We start from the raw sequence: 16,549 nt of genomic DNA on the forward strand, positions 1-16,549 counted from the left end.
CAGGTATGGCGGCGCGGCGGGGGCATCCGCGAGCGGAATCAGGGGCATCTCAGGGTCGCCGGAAAGGTTCTCCACACACAGCACGCCGGACCGGTGAATGATCACCGGCCCGGCGTGCGGGTTACGTCGTACGTCAGCTCTTGAAGGCGTCCTTGATCTTCTCGCCCGCCTGCTTGAGCTTGGCGGTGGACTGGTCAGCGCGACCCTCCGCCTCCAGCTGCTCGTTGTCGGTGGCCCGACCGGCGCCTTCCTTCAGCTTGCCGGTCGCGTCCTCGGTGGCGTTGTTGATCTTGTCGTCGATACCCATTGCCGACCTCCATCGCAAGCGTCGCTACGACCACAGAGGTACCCCCGCCGTCACCGGCCCAACCATTACCGTCGTCACAGATCGGCAGCGGCCGGACGAAAGCGACGCAGGCGCAGGCTGTTGGCCACCACGAAGACCGAGGAGAGCGCCATGGCGGCGCCGGCGATCATCGGATTGAGCAGCCCGGCCGCGGCCAACGGCAGGGCCGCGACGTTGTAGCCGAACGCCCAGAACAGGTTGCCCCGGATGATGCCGAGCGTGCGCCGGGACAGCCGGATGGCGTCCACCGCGGCGTCCAGATCACCCCGGACGAGGGTGAGGTCGGCCGCCTCGATCGCCACGTCGGTGCCGGTGCCCATGGCCAGCCCCAGGTCGGCCTGGGCCAGCGCCGGGGCGTCATTGACCCCGTCACCGACCATCGCCACCGAGCGCCCCTCGGCCTGGAGCCGCTTGACCACGTCGACCTTCCCGGCGGGCAGCACCTCGGCGATCACCTCGTCGACGCCCACCTCGGCGGCGACCGCGCGAGCCACTGTGGTGTTGTCCCCGGTCAGCAGGACCGGAGTGAGCCCCAGCCCACGCAGCCGGGCCACCGCGGCCCGGCTGGTCGGCCGGACCACGTCGGCGACCGCGAGCACGCCCCGGGCCCGCCCGTCCCAGCCGGCGACGATCGCGGTACGGCCGGCCTGTTCCGCCTCCCTGACCGCCCGCTCGACCTCCGCCGGCACGTCGAGGTCGCGCTCGCGCAGCAGCCGGGGTCGGCCGATCAGCACGAGCCGACCGTCGACCGTGCCCGTGACGCCCAGCCCTTCGAGGTTGGCGAAGCCGGTCACCGGGGGCAGCGCGCCGGCCTCGGCGGCACCGGCGGCGATCGCACGGGCGATCGGGTGCTCGGAAGCGGCCTCCACCGCGCCGGCGAGCCGGAGCATTTCGGCGCGGTCCTCGCCACTGGCCGGCACCACGTCCACCAGCGTCATCCGGCCGGTCGTCACGGTGCCCGTCTTGTCCAGCACCACGGTGTCCACCCGGCGGGTCGACTCCAGCACCTCCGGCCCCTTGATCAGCACGCCGAGTTGGGCGCCCCGGCCGGTGCCGACCAGCAACGCGGTCGGGGTGGCCAGGCCGAGCGCGCACGGGCAGGCGATGATCAGCACGGCCACGGCGGCGGTGAACGCGGCGGTCGGGCCGGCCCCGGTGCCGAGCCACCAACCGAGCGTGCCGACCGCGAGGGTGATGACGATCGGCACGAAGACGCCGGAGATCCGGTCCGCCAGCCGCTGCACGGCCGCCTTGCCGCTCTGCGCCTGCTCGACCAGGTCGGCCATCCGGGCGAGTTGGGTGTCCGCGCCGACCCTGGTGGCGGTGACGACGAGCCGCCCGCCCGCGTTGATGGTGGCGCCGACCACGTCGTCGCCCGGGGCGACCTCGACCGGCACCGACTCACCGGTGAGCATGCTGGCGTCGACCGCGGAGGTGCCCTCGTCGACCACTCCGTCGGTGGCGATCTTCTCGCCGGGGCGGACCACGAACCGGTCACCAACGGCGAGCCGGTCCACCGGGATCAGGGTCTCCACCCCGTCCCGCAGCACCGCCACCTCCTTGGCGCCGAGTTCCAGCAGGGCCCGCAGGGCCGCGCCGGCGGTCCGCTTGGAGCGGGCCTCGAAGTAGCGACCGGCCAGGATGAACACGGTCACCCCGGCCGCCGCCTCCAGATAGATGTTGCCGGCGCCGTCGGTGCGGGTGATGGCGAAGCGGAACGGGTGTGTCATCCCGGGCATGCCGGCGTCGCCGAGGAAGAGCGCCCAGAGCGACCAGCCGAACGCCGCCAGGGTGCCGAGCGAGACCAGCGTGTCCATGGTGGCCGCGCCGTGCCGCAGGTTGGTCCAGGCCGCCCGGTGGAAGGGCAGCCCACCCCAGACCACCACCGGGGCGGCCAGGGTCAGCGACAACCACTGCCAGTAGTCGAACTGCCAGGCCGGAACCATGGCCAGCAGGACCACCGGCACGCTCAACGCCGCCGAAACCCAGAGCCGGGTACGCGGGCCCTTCAGCGGGTCCACCGGCTCCTCGGTGCTGGCCGGCGGCGACGGCACGGCGGCCGTGTAGCCGGTCTTCTGCACGGTCTCGATCAGGTCGTCCGGCGTGACGCCGTCGACGTACCGGACGGTCGCCTTCTCGGTGGCGTAGTTGACGGTGGCGCTCACCCCGTCCATCCGATTGAGTTTCTTCTCGACCCGGGCGGCGCAGGCGGCGCAGGTCATCCCGCCGATGGCCAGTTCGATCCGGTTCGGCGCCTCGGGCAGCGGTCTGCTGGTGGTGGTCATCGTCTGGTCCCGTCAGTTGTGCCCGTGCCCGGGGGTGCCGTGCTCGGCGCCACCGGTCGGTGTCGGTCCACCCGGGGTGGGGACGTTTTCGGTCGGGACGGCTCCGGCGACGACTGTGAACTCGGCGGTGTGCACCCGCCCGCCGTGCTGGAAGTCGAGGTAGAGCCGGTAGCTGCCGGTTGACGGCACGTCGGCGAGGAAGGTGACGGCCGGACCGGGTTGGGTGCGCCCGTCACCGGGTGTCCCGTCCGGATGCACGTGCAGGTACGCGAGATCGCCCCGGCGCAGTGCCACCAGGTGCCCGTACGCGCCCAGGTAGGGCTCCAGGTCGGTGACCGGTCGCCCGTCCCGGCTGACGGTCAGGGTCAGCGGCGACGTGCGGCCGGGCTGTGGCGCACCGGTCAGGGTGACCGTGTAGCCGTCGACAGTGGTGCTGGTCGACGGGGCGGGCAGTGGCGCTTCGGTCAGCTCGCCGGGGACGACCACGTCCACCCCGAGGGTCAGCGGCTCACCTCCGGTCGGGGTGAAGTCGGCGAACGCCCGCCACTGCCCGGGGCCGGCGAGCGGGGTGTCGACCCGCCAGGTGCCGTCCGGGGCCAGCTCGGGGTGCACGTGGCGGAAGCCGGACAGGTCCCGTCGGGCGACGATCAGGTGCATCTTCCGGTCGTGCGCCACGTCGTACCGGGTCACCGGGCGGCCGTCCGGCCCGGCGATCCGGAAGGCGAACTCGCCGGCCGGGGCGTCGACCGGTTCGAGGGTGTAGCCGCGCTCGGAGACCAGCAGGCCGCCGGGGAGCCGGTCGACCGGCTGGTCGCGGGTTTCCGTCGTCGGGGCGGCATCGCCGTCGCGCCGGCTCTCGGCGGCCGGAGCGGGATCGACCACCCGGGCGACCCCGTACGTCGCGCCGAAGATCGCCACCAGTCCGGCGGCGAACCCGGCCAGTCTCGTCACGGTGCGCATGCCGGCCCTCCCGTCACGCTTCCACGAGGTCGTAGCCGGCCTCGTCGACGGCGGCCCGGACAACCGCCGGGTCCAGCGGCTGGTCGCTGCTGACGGTGACCAGCCCGCCGGCGAGGTCGACCCGCACCTCACGCACCCCCGCGATGGCGCCCACCGCGCTGACGCAGTGCCCACAGGTCATGCCCTGCACCTGGTACGTCGTGTTGACCATGGGAACGTCTCCTTCTTGGGTACCGGTACCCGGTGGGGGTATCTCATCCGAACAGCACCGTACCATACCCCCTAGGGGTACGCTATCCTGGTCGCCATGACCGCACCCACCCCGATCCGCGGATACACCGCCAGCAAGGACCAGCTGCTCGCGCGGCTCCGCCGCGTCGAGGGGCAGGTCCGGGGCATCGAGAAGATGGTCGACGACGACCGTTACTGCATCGACGTGCTCACCCAGATCTCGGCGATCCAGGCCGCCCTCGACAAGGTGGCGCTGGGCCTGCTCGACGGGCACGCCCGGCACTGCATGCACGAGGGCGCGGCCGAGGGCCGGGCCGACGAGATGGCCACCGAGATGATGGCGGCGGTCGGCCGGCTGATGAAGCGCGGCTGACCGCCCTCACTCCACCGTCGGGTCGAGCCGGACCCGGCGCAGCAGCTGCGCGTTGAGCGCCACCACGATGGTGGACGCGGACATCAGCACCGCGGCCAGCGCCGGGCTCAACGCCACACCGGCCCAGGCCAGCACCCCGGCCGCCAGCGGCAGGGCCACCACGTTGTAGCCCGCCGCCCAGGCCAGGTTCTGGCGCATCTTCCGGTACGACGCCCGGGACAGCCGGACCACCGCTGCCACCCCGCGCGGTCCGAGGAGGCCAGCACCACCCCGGCGGACTCGATCGCCACATCGGTGCCCGCCCCGATCGCGATGCCCACGTCCGCTCGGGCCAGCGCCGGGGCGTCGTTGACCCCGTCGCCGACCATCGCCACGACCAGCCCTCGTCGTTGCAGGTCAACCACCCGGTCGCTCTTCTCCGCCGGCAGCACCTCGGCGAAGACCTCGTCGACGCCGGACCGGAAACCGAGCTCGGCGGCGACCGCCTCGGCCACCGGCCGCGCGTCACCCGTGATCATGGCGATGGTCCGGACCCCCTCGGCCCGCAACTCGTCGACGGCGCGCCGGGCCTCCGGGCGCACCTCGTCGGTCACCGCGAACGCACCGAGCACGGTCTCCGGCAGTCGTACCAGGTGCAGCACCGCCGCACCCCGAGCCGACCACCGTCCGGTCGCGGCCGCCACCTCGGGCGGCGGGGACAGGCCCAGCTCCCGCAGCAGCGCCGGACCGCCGACCGCGTACTCCGTACCGTCGATTGTCGCCCGCACACCGCGGCCCGGCAGCGACCGGAACCCGGCGGCCCGGGCCGGGCCGGCGGACCCCGCCGCCGCCACGATCGCCCGGGCCAACGGATGCTCGCTGTCCGACTCGACACCCGCCGCGATCCGTAGCACCTCGTCCCGTTCGACGCCGGGCGCCGTCACCACGGGCCCACCCAGGACCGGCCGGGGACCCGGTCGCCCCCGAGACCGAACTGCTCCGCGACAAGGTGGCTGGTCAGCACCACCGGCACGGTCAGCACCAGGCAGACCCAGAAGCGGCGGCGGAACATCGCCGGCTCGTGCCCGGCGTGCTTGTCGTGCCCGGCGCGCTCGGCGTGCTTGTCGTGCCCAGCCTGCCCGGCGCGCTCGGCGGGCTCGGCGGGCGGTCTGTCGGCGCGGCGCGGGTGCTCGGGACCGGGCGCAGTGGGCATGGTTCCAACATGCCGGCCCGGGGGCCGCGACACGGGCGGTTCGGCCATCCGACACTCCGGCCTGACCGGCAACTTCCGGCCGGGCTGGTTAGCATCTCCCACGATGGCCTGCCAGCTGCCGCTGCCCGGTCGGGTGCCGACGACGCCACGGCACGGCGTCGCCCCCGACCGACCGGGCCGGGTGCTGACCGTCCGTGCTCGGGCGGTAGTCGGTAAGCGATCCGGCACGTCCTGCGCCGCGTTTCCCCGACAGTGGTGAACCAACCGGCCCGCTGACCCGTACCCCGCACCGGATCGTTGGGAGTCACGCCTTGGGTTCCGACCACACCCGTCCCGTTCCGTCCGCCCCGCCAAGGGTCCGACGGATCCTCGTCATGACCGTGGTGCCCCTCTTCGTCGCCACCGTGCTCGCCGCGCTGCTGCTCTGGCCGCGCGGTGGCGCACCGCAGAGCGACGGTGGCGCGGACGTGCCGCGCTACCCGGGGACGGTGACCCGGGTGGTGACCGAGCCGTGCCCGCCGACGCCGTCCGCCCCGGAGGGCACGCCGCGGGTCGGCGACGGGCGGTGCGGCACTGTCGACGTGCTGGTGGACGGCGGGCCGAGCGCCGGTCGACAGGTGCGGACGCCGGTGCCCGACGGGCCGGGTGCGCCCCGGGTCGAGGTCGGCGACGAGGTCATCCTGGTCGAACTGGCCGACCCGGTCGATCCCAGCACCAGCAACTGGAACATCGCCGAGCACCAGCGCGGCACCCCGATGGTGTGGCTGGCGGTGGTCTTCGCCGCCGCGATCGTCGCGTTCGGTCGGTGGCGGGGTCTGGCCGCGCTCGGTGGGCTGGCCGCCAGCTTCGCCATCCTGCTCACCTTCGTGCTGCCGGGCATCGGCGCGGGCCGGTCACCACTGCTGGTGGCCGTGGTCGGCGCGGCTCTGATCATGTTCGTGGTGCTCTATCTGACCCACGGGATCACCGCGCAGACCTCGGTGGCGGTGCTCGGCACCCTCGGCAGTCTGGTGTTGACCGGCGTGCTCGCCACCATCGCCACGGCGGCGACCCACCTCACCGGCTTCGGCAGCGAAGAAGCCACCACGCTGTCGATGTTCCAGGGTGACGTGGACCTGCACGGTCTACTGCTCGCCGGGATCATCATCGGCTCGCTCGGGGTGCTCGACGACGTGACGGTCACCCAGGCGGCCACCGTCACCGAGCTGGCGAACGCGAACCCCGGGCTGACCCGGTTGCAGCTGTACCGTGCGGCCACCCGGGTCGGCCGCGCGCACATCGCCTCCACTGTGAACACCATCGTGCTGGCGTACGCGGGCGCGTCGCTGCCGCTGCTGCTCCTGCTCACCGCCGACGCCCGGCCGATCGGGCAGATCCTCACCAGTGAGTTCCTGGCCCAGGAGATCGTCCGCAGCGCCGTCGCCACGCTCGGCCTGATCGCCGCCGTGCCGCTGACCACCGGGCTGGCCGCGGTGGTGACCGCCGCCGGGCGCGCCGGACGGCACCGCCGCCCGCCGACACCTCCGCCGCCCGCCCCCGGCCGGACCGCACGGAGGCGCTGGCCGCCCTCATTTCCCCGCGTACGGGTCGCCCGACGAGCCGGATCAGACGCGGGCCGCACCCCCAACCACGGCCGCCGATCGGCAGCCGGAACCGAACAGGAGCACGGATACGGCATGGTGACACTCCTCAGCGTGACCAGATCGGGCATCCACCCTGAGAACCACGTCACTGGTCACTCAACGCTATGGCGAAATGACACTTTTGGTCGCCATCCAGGCGTAGCTCACCCGGTCGACTCTCGGGTAACCTCGCTGCCGGTTACCGATGAAGGCGCGAAGCGGCGCCTGCGGTGCCACCGCCCAATCGCCAACCGGCGAGCCGGGGACCCAGGTAGGTGGGGTGAATCCGCGACAGCGGTAGGGGCCGCTTCCGCCCCGAACCCGTCAGCTAACCCGGTCGGCGGTCGACGGAAGGGAACATTGTGACGGCACCCCTACGCCGCTGGTTGACACCCGTGGTGGCCGTGATCGCCGCACTGACCGTGCTCGCCGGGCCGCATCCGGCCCAGGCCGCCCCGACGAACCCCACGCCGTCGGGCCACGAGGAGGACGGCGAGCCGAAGCTGCTCAACGACGTCATCGAGCAGGCCAACCGCGACTACTCCGCCGCGAAGTCCAAGCTGGACAAGTCCAAGAAGCGGCAGCAGGAGCTGGCGCTGGAGGTCGGCCGGGCCCAGGCCGACCTGGACGCGCTCGCCCCGCAGGTCGGGCAGATCGCCGCCCAGGCGTACCGGACCGGTCGGATCGGCGCGGTAGCGATGCTGCTGGAGAGCACCACCCCGGACTCGTTCGTTCGCCGCGCCGCCACGCTCGACGAGATGAACATGGTCAACGAGAAGAAGCTCGCCGAGGTCAACGTGGTGAAGGCCCGGGCCGAGCAGGCCAAGCTGGCCCTCGACACGGAGGTCCGGGAGCAGCAGAAGCAGACCGCCCTGATGGCGAAGCGGAAGAGCGAGGCCGACAAGGCGCTCTCGCTCGTCGGCGGCAAGGGCTTCACCGGCGGTCTGGTGGACGCCATCTCGCCGGTCGCGAAGATCGGCCCGGGTCGCACCGCCGACGGCGAGTGGAAGCCCCAGTCGTGCAGCGAGAAGGACCCGACCACGTCCGGCTGCGTCACGCCTCGCACGCTGCACGCGTACAAGGAGGTCAAGCGGGCCGGCTTCAACCGGTTCGTCGGCTGCTACCGCCCGGGTGGGCCGTGGGAGCACCCGAAGGGCCGCGCCTGCGACTGGTCGCTACAGAAGAGCGGCTTCTCCCCGTGGCACAACGAGGACACCCGGACGTACGGCAACAACGTCGCCGCGTTCCTCATCCGCAACGCCGACCGGCTCGGCATCTACTACGTGATCTGGAACCGGCAGATCTGGTTCCCGGCGACCGGCTGGAGTTCGTACAGCGGGCCGTCGAACCACACCGACCACGTCCACATGTCACTGCTCTGACCCAGCCGATCCCCGTCGAGGGCCGTTCCGCGTCGCGCGGAGCGGCCCTCGTCGCGTCAGCCCTCGTCGCGTCAGCCCTCGTCGCGTCAGGCGGCGGCCGGAGCGGCCGGGTCGGTCGGCACCTCGACGGTCGCGAGGCCGGCCGGCACGGCGGCCACCGGGCGCACCACACCCGCGGCGAGCCGGTACGACAGGCCCACCACCGCGCACCGCCCCTGCGCCACCTCGTCGGCCAGCACGGGCGACTGCTCGAGCAACGTCTCGACGGTCTGCGCGATGTGCACGTCGACGATGCCGTCGATGTCGTCCACACCCTGGGCCTGGGCCCGCCGGAGGCTGGGCAGCACGGCGTCCACCACCGCGCCCAGGTGCCCACCCGGGATGCTGCCGGTCGTGCTGGCCGCACGGGTCGCCTGCACCGCGCCGCACGAGTCGTGGCCGAGCACCACCACCAGCGGGGTGCCGAGCACTGTCACCGCGTACTCCACGCTGCCGAGCACCTCTGGGCCGGCGGTGTGCCCGGCGGTGCGGACCACGAACAGGTCGCCCAGCCCCCGATCGAAGATGATCTCCGCGGCCAGGCGGGAGTCGGAACAGCCGACGATCACCGCGAACGGGTGCTGCCCGTCGGCCACGGCGGCCCGCCGTCCGGCATCCTGGTTCGGGTGACGTGGGGTGCCATCGACGAAGCGCCGGTTTCCGGCGACCAGCTCGGCGTACGCCTGGGCCGGCTCGCGTGGGGTGGTTGCTTGCTCGGCGGTCCGCTGCGGAACCGGCTGGCCGGACGTCCCGGTATGACTCATCCCGCACCTCGTCTCGACGTGTTTCACCTGGTCAACCGGCTTCTTCGCCGGGCCGGCGGCGGGCGCTGGCTCGGCGTCCACGGTCACACGCACGGTAAGACGCGTCAAGGGATGCGTGATTTAGATTTCATACGTTACGCCCGGGGGCGGACGAGCTTCCCGGCACCCGGAAAGGCGGTCGCACGATGACGAGCACCGAGACGAGCGATACCGGCGGCGGACGGAACTGGACATTCCTCACCAACCATGGACACGTTCTGCTCGCCATCGCCCGGGACCCCACCGCCCGGCTACGCGATGTCGCGGCCGAGGTCGGTGTCACCGAACGGGCCGCGCAGGCGATCGTCGCCGACCTGGAGGCGGGCGGCTACCTGCACCGCACCCGGGTCGGGCGGCGCAACGAGTACACCCTGAACCCGGCCGGCCGGTTCCGGCACCCGGCCGAGGCGTACCGGCAGGTCGGCGACCTGCTCGCGCTCTTCGCGGAAACTCCCCGAGCAGCGGACCGGCCGCCGGCCTGACCCCGTCACCGGGGGCCGCTGCCCGACGGGTCGCAGCGGTAATCTCTGCGGGTGCGCGAATGCCCGCCGTTGAGCGCGACCCACAGGTCCCGACGTGCCTCCCGGAGCATCCTCAGTGGAGCTCTCGCGGTCCTGCTCGGCACCGGTCTGGGGGCACCGTCCCCCGCGCGCGCGGCGGCACCCACCTGCGGCCCGACCGGCACGGAGAGCCTGACCGAGACGCCGTGGGCGCTGCGCCGGCTGGAGCCGTCGTCGGCGTGGCCGCTGTCCCGGGGCGCCGGCGTGACGGTGGCGGTGATCGACTCCGGGGTCTCCGCGACCCACCCGCTCCTCAAGGGTCAGGTGCTCGAGGGCCGCGACTTCAACAACCTGCCGGCCAACCAGGGGCAGTGCGACGAGGCCGGGCACGGCACGCTGATCGCCGGCATCATCGCCGGCCGAGAGGGCGCGGGGGTGCCCTTCAGCGGGGTCGCCCCGGCCGCCCGCATCCTGCCGATCCGGGTGCTCCCACAGCTCGGCGACGTCAGCGACGCGCAGCTTCCCGCCGAGATCGCCGCAGCCATCGACTGGGCCGTCAGCCAGGGCGCCGACGTGATCAACCTGTCCCTGACGACCATCCCCGAGCCCGAGCTGACGGCGGCCGTCCAGCGTGCGCTGGCCAAGCGGGTGGTGCTGGTCGCCGCCGCCGGCAACCGGTCAGAAAATTCCCAGAACAGGCCGGGCTACCCGGCCGCGTACCCCGGGGTGATCGCGGTCGGCGGGGTGGACGAGCAGGGCGGCCACGTCGGCACCTCGATCAGCGGCGACTACGTCGACATCGCCGCGCCGGGGCTGAACATCATCGGGCCGGCCCCCCGGGGCAACGGCTACCGCGCCGTGCCCGACGGCGGCACCAGCTACGCCGCCGCGTACGTGTCGGGGGTGGCCGCGCTGGTCCGGGCCGCCTACCCGAATCTCAGCCCGCAGCAGGTCGCCGAGCGGCTCGAACGCACCGCGGACAACCCACCGGAGGGGCACAACGCCGACATCGGCTACGGGATGGTCAACCCGTACCGGGCGGTGTCCAGCCTGCTCGGCACCCGGGCGAACCCGCCCGCCGGCGCGATCCCGGCACCGACCCCGCGCGACGACCCACTGAGCTGGCAGCGCTCGGTCGCGGTCTGGGCGGCGGCGATCGGTGGGCTGCTCACCGTGCTGCTGTTGATCGTGCGGCCGATCGTGGCCCGCGGCCGTCGACGCGACTGGCGCCCCGGCCGACGCACCGACGCGCCGGCCGCCGGCTGACCCACGCACCGCCGGGCGGTGCCGACGGCAACGCAAAGCGGCTCCGGCCCGGGCTTACCGGACCAGAGCCGCATCGGCGAATGCCTCAGCCCCACACCTTGGAGTTGCTCATCTCCGTGGTGAGGTAGTTCTCGCGGGCGATGCCGACGGCACCACCGATCTCGTTCAGGATGCGGTTGATGTCGCGAACCGCCGCGTCCCACTTCGCCTGGTGCTGCTCGTAGGCAACCCGGTCCTCGCCGTCCCAGTGGAGCTTGGTCAGCATCGACCGGAGCGTGTCGAGCTTCTCCTCAAGGGTCTTCGAGATGGCCTGCATCTGCTGGTTGCTGCTCTCGAGGACCGCATAGTCAACTTTGATCGTCACGATTTCCCCCTCTGCTGGCTACGGATCACGGGTTGAGAGCAGAGTGGAACTTGTCCAGCATCTGCTGCTGCTCTTCGTCGTTGACCTGGTGCGTCGTACCCGACTTGTCGAGCAGGTCGGCGATGTTGTCCATCGCCGTCAGCAGCTTGACGGTGTCCTCGTTCCAGCGCGTCATCAGCGACTGGAAGCCCGTGGACGCCTGACCCTTCCACGCGATGGCCAGGTCGTCGACGACGTTCCACAGCTTCTTCAGCTCGCCATCGACCTCGCTGCGCGTGGACCGCACGTCACTCGCGGCGGTATGCAGAGTCGCAGCTTCGACCTCGAACGCCATGCTTCACACCCTTCCGTCTGTTGTGGTGGCGGCTCCGCCGCACCCCTCCCCCGCGGCAAGGCAGCAACACCCCACCGACGGACACTCCAGTGAAGACCGTAGCGGAACCTGGCCAGCCCTCGCAGCCCTGACCGGCGGCGTTCGATGGATGGCGGTGAATCGGGCCGGGACGGGCAGCGCGGCCTGCTAGGAACCGGCCCCGATCACGACGGCTCCGACCACGCGGTCTGGATCAACTGCTGACCGTCACGGCGGCGGACCAGCGTGCCCCGACCAGGCGGTTGCGGGCTCGGTCGCAACGTGCCGAAGACCGCGCCCTCCTCCCGGTTGCCGGACATCAGCAGACCCGGCGAGTCCAGCTCACGCAGCCGTTGCAGCACCGGCTCGTAGAGCGCCCTGGACACCCCACCGACCCGACGCGTGATGATCAGATGCAGACCGATGTCACGCGCCTGCGGCAACAACTCCTGTAGGGCGCTGAGCGGGTTACTGCCACCGGAGGCGATCAGGTCGTAGTCGTCCACCAGGATGTACAGGTCGGGGCCCTTCCACCAGCTTCGGTCACGCAGCTGCGCGGTGGTCACGTCCGGGCCGGGCAGCCGGTTGGAGAGCGCGCTGCGGATCGACCCGAGACCCTGGGCGAACGCCTGGTTGGACGGGGCGTAGTCGAGCAGGTGGTCGCCCTCGACCGTCCCCAGCAGGCCACGCCGGTAGTCCGCGATCACCAGCCGGGCCTGCGCCGGGGTGTACCGCTCGGTGATGCCCCGGGCGATCAACCGCAGCAGGTTGGTCTTACCGCACTCGGCATCGCCGAAGACCGTCAGGTGCGGCTCGTTGGCCAGATCGAGGTAGACCGGCGCGAGCGCCGACTCGTTGACACCGACCGGAATCCCGGGTGCCGACCGGTCGATGATCCGGGCCAGCTCGGCCACCGGCAGTCGCCGCGGCAGCAGTCGCACCTTCGGGGCCGGACGGCCCGGCCAGTTCGCCGCCACATGCCCCGCCAGGGACAGCGACGCCTCGCTCAGGTCGTCGATGTCCCGTCGACCGTCGATCCGCGAAACGGCGGTGAGGAAGTGCAGCTTGTCCCGGGTCAGACCACGACCGGGCGACTTCTCCGGCACGTTCGTCGCCGCGCGGCGGTCGATCTCGGACTCCGACGCGTCGCCCAGCCGCAACTCCAGCTTGGTGCCGAGCAGATCCCGCATGTTGATCCGGATCTCCGCCCAGCGCACGGCGGTGAGCACCACGTGCACGCCGAAGCCGAGGCCCCGGTTGGCCAACGTGGTGATGGTCTGCTCCAGCTCCTCGTACTCCTGGCGCAGCGTGTTCCAACCATCCACCACCAGGAACACGTCACCGAACGGGTCGTCGGCGAACTCCCCGGCGGCCCGGCGACGACGGTAGCTCGCCACCGAGTCGATGCCGTGCTGGGCGAACCGACTCTCCCGGTCGTCCAGGACGGCGACCACCTCGGCCACCGTCCGGCGGACCGCCTCGACGTCGCGCCGACCGGCCACCCCGGCCAGGTGCGGCAACCGCTCCAGGCTGCGCAGCGCGCCCCCGCCGAAGTCCAGGCAGAAGAACTGCACCTCCCGGGGGGTGTGGGTGAGCGCCAGCGAGGCGAGCAGCGTACGCAGCATGGTGCTCTTGCCGCTCAGCGACCGACCGACGATGACCACGTTGCCGCCGGCCCCGGCCAACTCGACCATCATCGGGTCGCGGCGCTGCTCGTATGGGCGGTCCACCACGCCGACCGGCACGGTCAGTCGCCCACGCCCCGGCCAGGACGCGGTGCACAGCCCGTACGTCGGGTCCACCGCCAGCGGGCCGAGCAGCTCGCCCAGGCCCGGCGGATCGGCCAGCGGCGGCAGCCACACCTGGTGGGCCGGTCGACCCCGACCCTTGAGCTGGTCGATCAGCACGTCCAGCATCGCCACGGCCTTGCCGTCGGCCGGCTGCTCGGGCTCCGGAACGGTCGCCACCGGCAGCTGCGGGACCTGGGCCGGGACGAAGTCGAGGCCGTACGGCACGATCCGGCGCTGCACCAGCGCCTGCGAGGCGGAGGCCTGCTGCCCCGGCGCCCGGTACGCCCCGGACACGTACGCGGCCCGGAACCGCAGCATCGTGCTGGTGTCCGTCTTCAGGTAACCGTGGCCCGGCGCGTTCGGCAGCTCGTACGCGTCCGGCACGCCGAGCACGATCCGGCTCTCCACAGCGGAGAAGGTACGCAGACCGATCCGGTACGACAGGTGGGTGTCCAGACCACGCAGCTTGCCCTCTTCGAGCCGCTGGCTGGCCAGCAGCAGGTGCACGCCGAGCGACCGACCCAGTCGGCCGATCATCACGAAGAGGTCAATGAAGTCAGGCTTGGCGGCGAGCAGTTCGCTGAACTCGTCACAGATGATCAGCAGGCTGGGCATCGGGTCCAGTGGCTCACCAGCCGCACGGGCCTTCTCGTACTCGAAGCGGGAGACGTAGTTGCCGGCCGCCCGCAGCAGCTCCTGCCGACGCACCATCTCACCGGCGAGGGCGTCGCGCATCCGGTCGACCAGCGGCAACTCGTCGGCCAGGTTGGTGATCACCGCGCTGGTGTGCGGCAGCGCCTCCAACGAGGCGAAGGTCGCGCCGCCCTTGAAGTCGACAAGGACGAAGTTCAGCTCCTCCGACGAGTGGGTCACCGCCAACGCGGCCACCACCGTACGGAGCAGCTCGCTCTTGCCGGACCCGGTCGCACCAATCACCAGACCGTGCGGGCCCATGCCCTCGTGCGCCGACTCCTTGAAGTCCAGCTCGACCACGTTGCCGTCCGGGCCCACGCCGAGCGGGATGCGCAGCCGGTCCCGGTGGCCACGCGGCCGCCAGGTGTTCTGCACGTCCACCGCCGCGGCGTCACCAACGCCGAGCAGGTCCGGCAGCTCCGTGCTGCGGGCCAGCGGCTCCTCGTTGCTGGTCTGCTGCTGGGACAGCCGGTAGGGGGCGATCTGCCGGGCCAGCCCCTCGGCGGCCTCGGCACTGAGCTGGTCGGGTCGGCCAAGCGTCGACGACGAGCTGCCGCGGACCAGGTCGAGTGAGCTTCCGTCACCCACGTCGAGGCAGAGCAGCCAGCGGCCGGCGTCGCGCGGCACCGTCCCGGACAGGTCGATGACCGTGGCGCCGAGCAACCCCGGACCCACCAGCTGACAGGTCGGTGCGATCTCGCCACCGTCGATCACCACGACCAGGTGCGGGAGGGTGGTCAGCGGCTTGGCCTCCGGGGCGAACCGGGGTCGCCCGCCCAGCTCACCGGCGAGCGCCGCCTCAGCCTCGGCCAGGCTGGCGAAGACCAGCCGGCGTGCGCCGGCGGCGTCCGTACGTCCACTGTGGTGCGCGTGCGGCAGCCACTTCACCCAGCCCCAGGCGGACTGCCGGTCCGGCGCGGCGACCACCGCGATCACCAGGTCGTCCGGTGCGTGGAAGGTGGCCAACTGCCCGAGCGCCGCCCGGGTCAGGTTGAGCACGGGCTCGCGGTCGCCGCGCAGCACCACCCGGCTGAACGCGCGCACCGACAGCGCGGTCGGCAGGTCGGGAACGGTCGAGTGCGCGCGGACGAACCGGCGCAGAGCGATAGCGCTCATCGGCTCCAGGTCCTCCACCGGCTTCGTCTCCGGCGGAACGATCTCCACGGCGAGACGTTGCGGGCCGAGTGCGATGCGGGTCTCGCCGAAGTCGTCCTCGGTGACTCGCCGCTCCCAGAGCCGCCGGGAGGCGGCGATCGACCAGAGCGCGTCGGGCTCCGGGTGCCGCCAGGCCATCGCCGCCCGCTGCTGCTCGGCGGCACGCCGGGTGCGCTTGCGCATCTGGGCCAGGTAGCGCATGTAGTCACGACGGTCGGCGTTCAGCTCGGCCTTGTCCTTGCCACCGTTGTTGGCCAGCGAACCGATCGCCATGCCGAGCATCGAGACGCCGAAGAGACCACCGGCGACGTACGTCATCATGCCGCCGCCCTTGCCGGCGTAGAGGAACGCCATCGCGCCGACCCCGCAGAACATCGGCAGGATCATGAGCAGCTGCCCCATCCCGCGGGGGGTCGGCTCGGGCAGCTCGGGAGGCGACTCCAGCAGCACCTCGCCGCGCGGTAAGGCTGGCCCCGGCTGACGCGGGAGCCGGCGGAACACCACCGTGCTCACGGCTGTCTCCTCCCCAGAAGCGGCCCTGATGACGTGCGGCCACGGAACACAGCCCGCGGGTGGGCATCGTACGTGCCCGTCATCGTAGGTAATCTGCCGTGTGCGCGGTGGACCCGGACCGCGGCATCGCAGCCAGCCGAGCACTGACGCACACCTGGAGGCCACTGTGGCGACGAAGACGGCGACCGGTGGGCTGAGCCGGATCACCATCGTGGCGCCGCGTACCCGGATGGATCTGGCCCTGCCGTCGGACGTGCCGCTGGCCGACCTGCTGCCCACCCTGTTGCGTTACGCCGGCGAGGACATGGCCGACGAGGGCGCGCGGCACGGCGGCTGGGCGCTGTCCCGGTTGGGCGGTGCCCCCCTCGACGGCGGGCGTACCGCCGCGCAGCTCAGCGTCCGCGACGGCGAGGTGCTCTACTTCAATCCCCGGTCGGCGGCCGCGCCGGAGATCGTCTTCGACGACGTGGTGGACGCGGTCGCCACGGCGACCAACCAACGCCCCGGTGCCTGGCAGGTCGCCGCGACCCGGTCCTTCGCTGTGGTCTTCGCCGCGTCGGCGCTCGGCGCCGGTGCGCTGGCGGCGCTCTTCGCCGTCCCGCCGCACCTGCCGGGCGCGCTGGCCGCGCTGCTGGTCGCGGTGGCCCTGTTGGTCGCCGCGGCGGTGCTGTCCCGCGCCGCCG

The 16,549-nt window shown here is 72.3% G+C and carries 15 protein-coding genes, 2 pseudogenes and 1 riboswitch; of the genes and pseudogenes, 7 read left to right on the forward strand and 10 right to left on the reverse strand.

The annotated features are described in order from the left end of the window. Nucleotides 1-133 precede the first annotated feature (133 nt). From JM949_RS03780 to JM949_RS03795, 4 genes are all read right to left on the reverse strand, one after another. The gene (locus JM949_RS03780; RefSeq protein ID WP_036390803.1) at nt 134-307 is read right to left on the reverse strand and encodes a CsbD family protein; all 174 of its coding nucleotides are present in this window, start codon (nt 305-307) and stop codon (nt 134-136) included. Nucleotides 308-381: 74 nt separating this feature from the next. Next, nucleotides 382-2,631 (reverse strand): heavy metal translocating P-type ATPase, encoded by a 2,250-nt coding sequence (locus tag JM949_RS03785; RefSeq protein ID WP_203147056.1) that lies wholly within the window; start codon nt 2,629-2,631, stop codon nt 382-384. A gap of 12 nt (nt 2,632-2,643) precedes the next feature. Then, nucleotides 2,644-3,591 carry a hypothetical protein gene (locus JM949_RS03790; RefSeq protein ID WP_203147057.1) on the reverse strand — a complete coding sequence of 316 codons (948 nt, stop codon included), beginning with the start codon at nt 3,589-3,591 and terminating at the stop codon, nt 2,644-2,646. A 13-nt stretch (nt 3,592-3,604) separates the two neighbouring features. Then, nucleotides 3,605-3,802: a heavy-metal-associated domain-containing protein gene (locus JM949_RS03795; protein WP_203147058.1), complete on the reverse strand. Its 198-nt coding sequence runs from the start codon at nt 3,800-3,802 to the stop codon at nt 3,605-3,607. A 96-nt stretch (nt 3,803-3,898) separates the two neighbouring features. Between JM949_RS03795 and JM949_RS03800 the strand changes: the two genes are divergently transcribed. Next, nucleotides 3,899-4,195 carry a metal-sensitive transcriptional regulator gene (locus JM949_RS03800; RefSeq protein WP_030329541.1) on the forward strand — a complete coding sequence of 99 codons (297 nt, stop codon included), beginning with the start codon at nt 3,899-3,901 and terminating at the stop codon, nt 4,193-4,195. 6 nt (nt 4,196-4,201) lie between these two features. On the opposite strand, the pseudogene JM949_RS03805 reads toward JM949_RS03800, so the two are convergent. Next, nucleotides 4,202-5,121 (reverse strand): annotated as a pseudogene (locus tag JM949_RS03805) (HAD-IC family P-type ATPase); the annotation flags it as partial. Continuing rightward, nucleotides 5,115-5,387, reverse strand: a complete 273-nt coding sequence (locus JM949_RS03810; RefSeq protein WP_203147059.1) for a hypothetical protein — start codon at nt 5,385-5,387, stop codon at nt 5,115-5,117. The gene JM949_RS03810 and the pseudogene JM949_RS03805, both read right to left, overlap by 7 nt. A 103-nt stretch (nt 5,388-5,490) precedes the next feature. On the opposite strand from JM949_RS03810, the gene JM949_RS03815 reads away from it, so the two are divergent. The 3 genes and pseudogenes from JM949_RS03815 (at nt 5,491) to JM949_RS03825 (ending at nt 8,391) form a co-directional block, all read left to right on the forward strand. Then, nucleotides 5,491-5,646, forward strand: a complete 156-nt coding sequence (locus JM949_RS03815) for a hypothetical protein (RefSeq protein ID WP_203147060.1) — start codon at nt 5,491-5,493, stop codon at nt 5,644-5,646. 52 nt (nt 5,647-5,698) lie between these two features. Next, a pseudogene (locus tag JM949_RS03820) lies at nt 5,699-7,070 on the forward strand (YibE/F family protein). A 166-nt stretch (nt 7,071-7,236) separates the two neighbouring features. Beyond that, a riboswitch (cyclic di-AMP (ydaO/yuaA leader) is annotated at nt 7,237-7,367 on the forward strand. 4 nt (nt 7,368-7,371) lie between these two features. Further along, nucleotides 7,372-8,391 carry a coiled-coil domain-containing protein gene (locus JM949_RS03825; RefSeq protein WP_203147061.1) on the forward strand — a complete coding sequence of 340 codons (1,020 nt, stop codon included), beginning with the start codon at nt 7,372-7,374 and terminating at the stop codon, nt 8,389-8,391. 86 nt (nt 8,392-8,477) lie between these two features. Here JM949_RS03825 and JM949_RS03830 read toward each other — a convergent pair whose 3' ends face one another. Beyond that, entirely contained in the window at nt 8,478-9,194 is a 717-nt protein-coding gene (locus JM949_RS03830) for a carbonic anhydrase (RefSeq protein WP_203147071.1), read from the reverse strand. Nucleotides 9,195-9,379: 185 nt separating this feature from the next. On the opposite strand from JM949_RS03830, the gene JM949_RS03835 reads away from it, so the two are divergent. After that, nucleotides 9,380-9,715: a helix-turn-helix transcriptional regulator gene (locus JM949_RS03835; protein WP_203147062.1), complete on the forward strand. Its 336-nt coding sequence runs from the start codon at nt 9,380-9,382 to the stop codon at nt 9,713-9,715. A 51-nt stretch (nt 9,716-9,766) separates the two neighbouring features. After that, the gene (gene mycP / locus JM949_RS03840) at nt 9,767-10,999 is read left to right on the forward strand and encodes a type VII secretion-associated serine protease mycosin (protein WP_203147063.1); all 1,233 of its coding nucleotides are present in this window, start codon (nt 9,767-9,769) and stop codon (nt 10,997-10,999) included. A gap of 85 nt (nt 11,000-11,084) precedes the next feature. Here the strand turns inward: mycP and JM949_RS03845 are convergent, their stop codons facing one another. The 3 genes from JM949_RS03845 to eccCa form a co-directional block, all read right to left on the reverse strand. After that, on the reverse strand, nt 11,085-11,363 hold the full coding sequence (locus JM949_RS03845; RefSeq protein WP_203147064.1) for a WXG100 family type VII secretion target: 279 nt from the start codon (nt 11,361-11,363) through the stop codon (nt 11,085-11,087). 25 nt (nt 11,364-11,388) lie between these two features. Beyond that, nucleotides 11,389-11,697, reverse strand: a complete 309-nt coding sequence (locus JM949_RS03850; protein ID WP_088977186.1) for a WXG100 family type VII secretion target — start codon at nt 11,695-11,697, stop codon at nt 11,389-11,391. A 203-nt stretch (nt 11,698-11,900) separates the two neighbouring features. Next, on the reverse strand, nt 11,901-15,866 hold the full coding sequence (eccCa, locus tag JM949_RS03855) for a type VII secretion protein EccCa (protein ID WP_203147065.1): 3,966 nt from the start codon (nt 15,864-15,866) through the stop codon (nt 11,901-11,903). Between the two features lie 166 nt (nt 15,867-16,032). Here eccCa and eccD point away from each other — a divergent pair. Next, nucleotides 16,033-16,549 (forward strand): type VII secretion integral membrane protein EccD (gene eccD / locus JM949_RS03860; RefSeq protein ID WP_203147066.1); only part of this gene is annotated, 517 nt, incomplete at its 3' end.

This window comes from Micromonospora tarensis (assembly GCF_016803395.1).
Taxonomy (GTDB): domain Bacteria; phylum Actinomycetota; class Actinomycetes; order Mycobacteriales; family Micromonosporaceae; genus Micromonospora; species Micromonospora tarensis.

Excerpts from the sequence above, each read along its gene's own strand:
- JM949_RS03830 (WP_203147071.1), bottom strand. The coding sequence starts at position 9,194 with ATGAGTCATACCGGGACGTCCGGCCAGCCGGTTCCGCAGCGGACCGCC.
- JM949_RS03815 (WP_203147060.1), top strand. The coding sequence starts at position 5,491 with ATGGCCTGCCAGCTGCCGCTGCCCGGTCGGGTGCCGACGACGCCACGG.
- JM949_RS03810 (WP_203147059.1), bottom strand. The coding sequence starts at position 5,387 with ATGCCCACTGCGCCCGGTCCCGAGCACCCGCGCCGCGCCGACAGACCG.
- JM949_RS03790 (WP_203147057.1), bottom strand. The coding sequence starts at position 3,591 with ATGCGCACCGTGACGAGACTGGCCGGGTTCGCCGCCGGACTGGTGGCG.
- JM949_RS03800 (WP_030329541.1), top strand. The coding sequence starts at position 3,899 with ATGACCGCACCCACCCCGATCCGCGGATACACCGCCAGCAAGGACCAG.
- JM949_RS03835 (WP_203147062.1), top strand. The coding sequence starts at position 9,380 with ATGACGAGCACCGAGACGAGCGATACCGGCGGCGGACGGAACTGGACA.
- JM949_RS03850 (WP_088977186.1), bottom strand. The coding sequence starts at position 11,697 with ATGGCGTTCGAGGTCGAAGCTGCGACTCTGCATACCGCCGCGAGTGAC.
- JM949_RS03780 (WP_036390803.1), bottom strand. The coding sequence starts at position 307 with ATGGGTATCGACGACAAGATCAACAACGCCACCGAGGACGCGACCGGC.
- JM949_RS03785 (WP_203147056.1), bottom strand. The coding sequence starts at position 2,631 with ATGACCACCACCAGCAGACCGCTGCCCGAGGCGCCGAACCGGATCGAA.
- JM949_RS03795 (WP_203147058.1), bottom strand. The coding sequence starts at position 3,802 with ATGGTCAACACGACGTACCAGGTGCAGGGCATGACCTGTGGGCACTGC.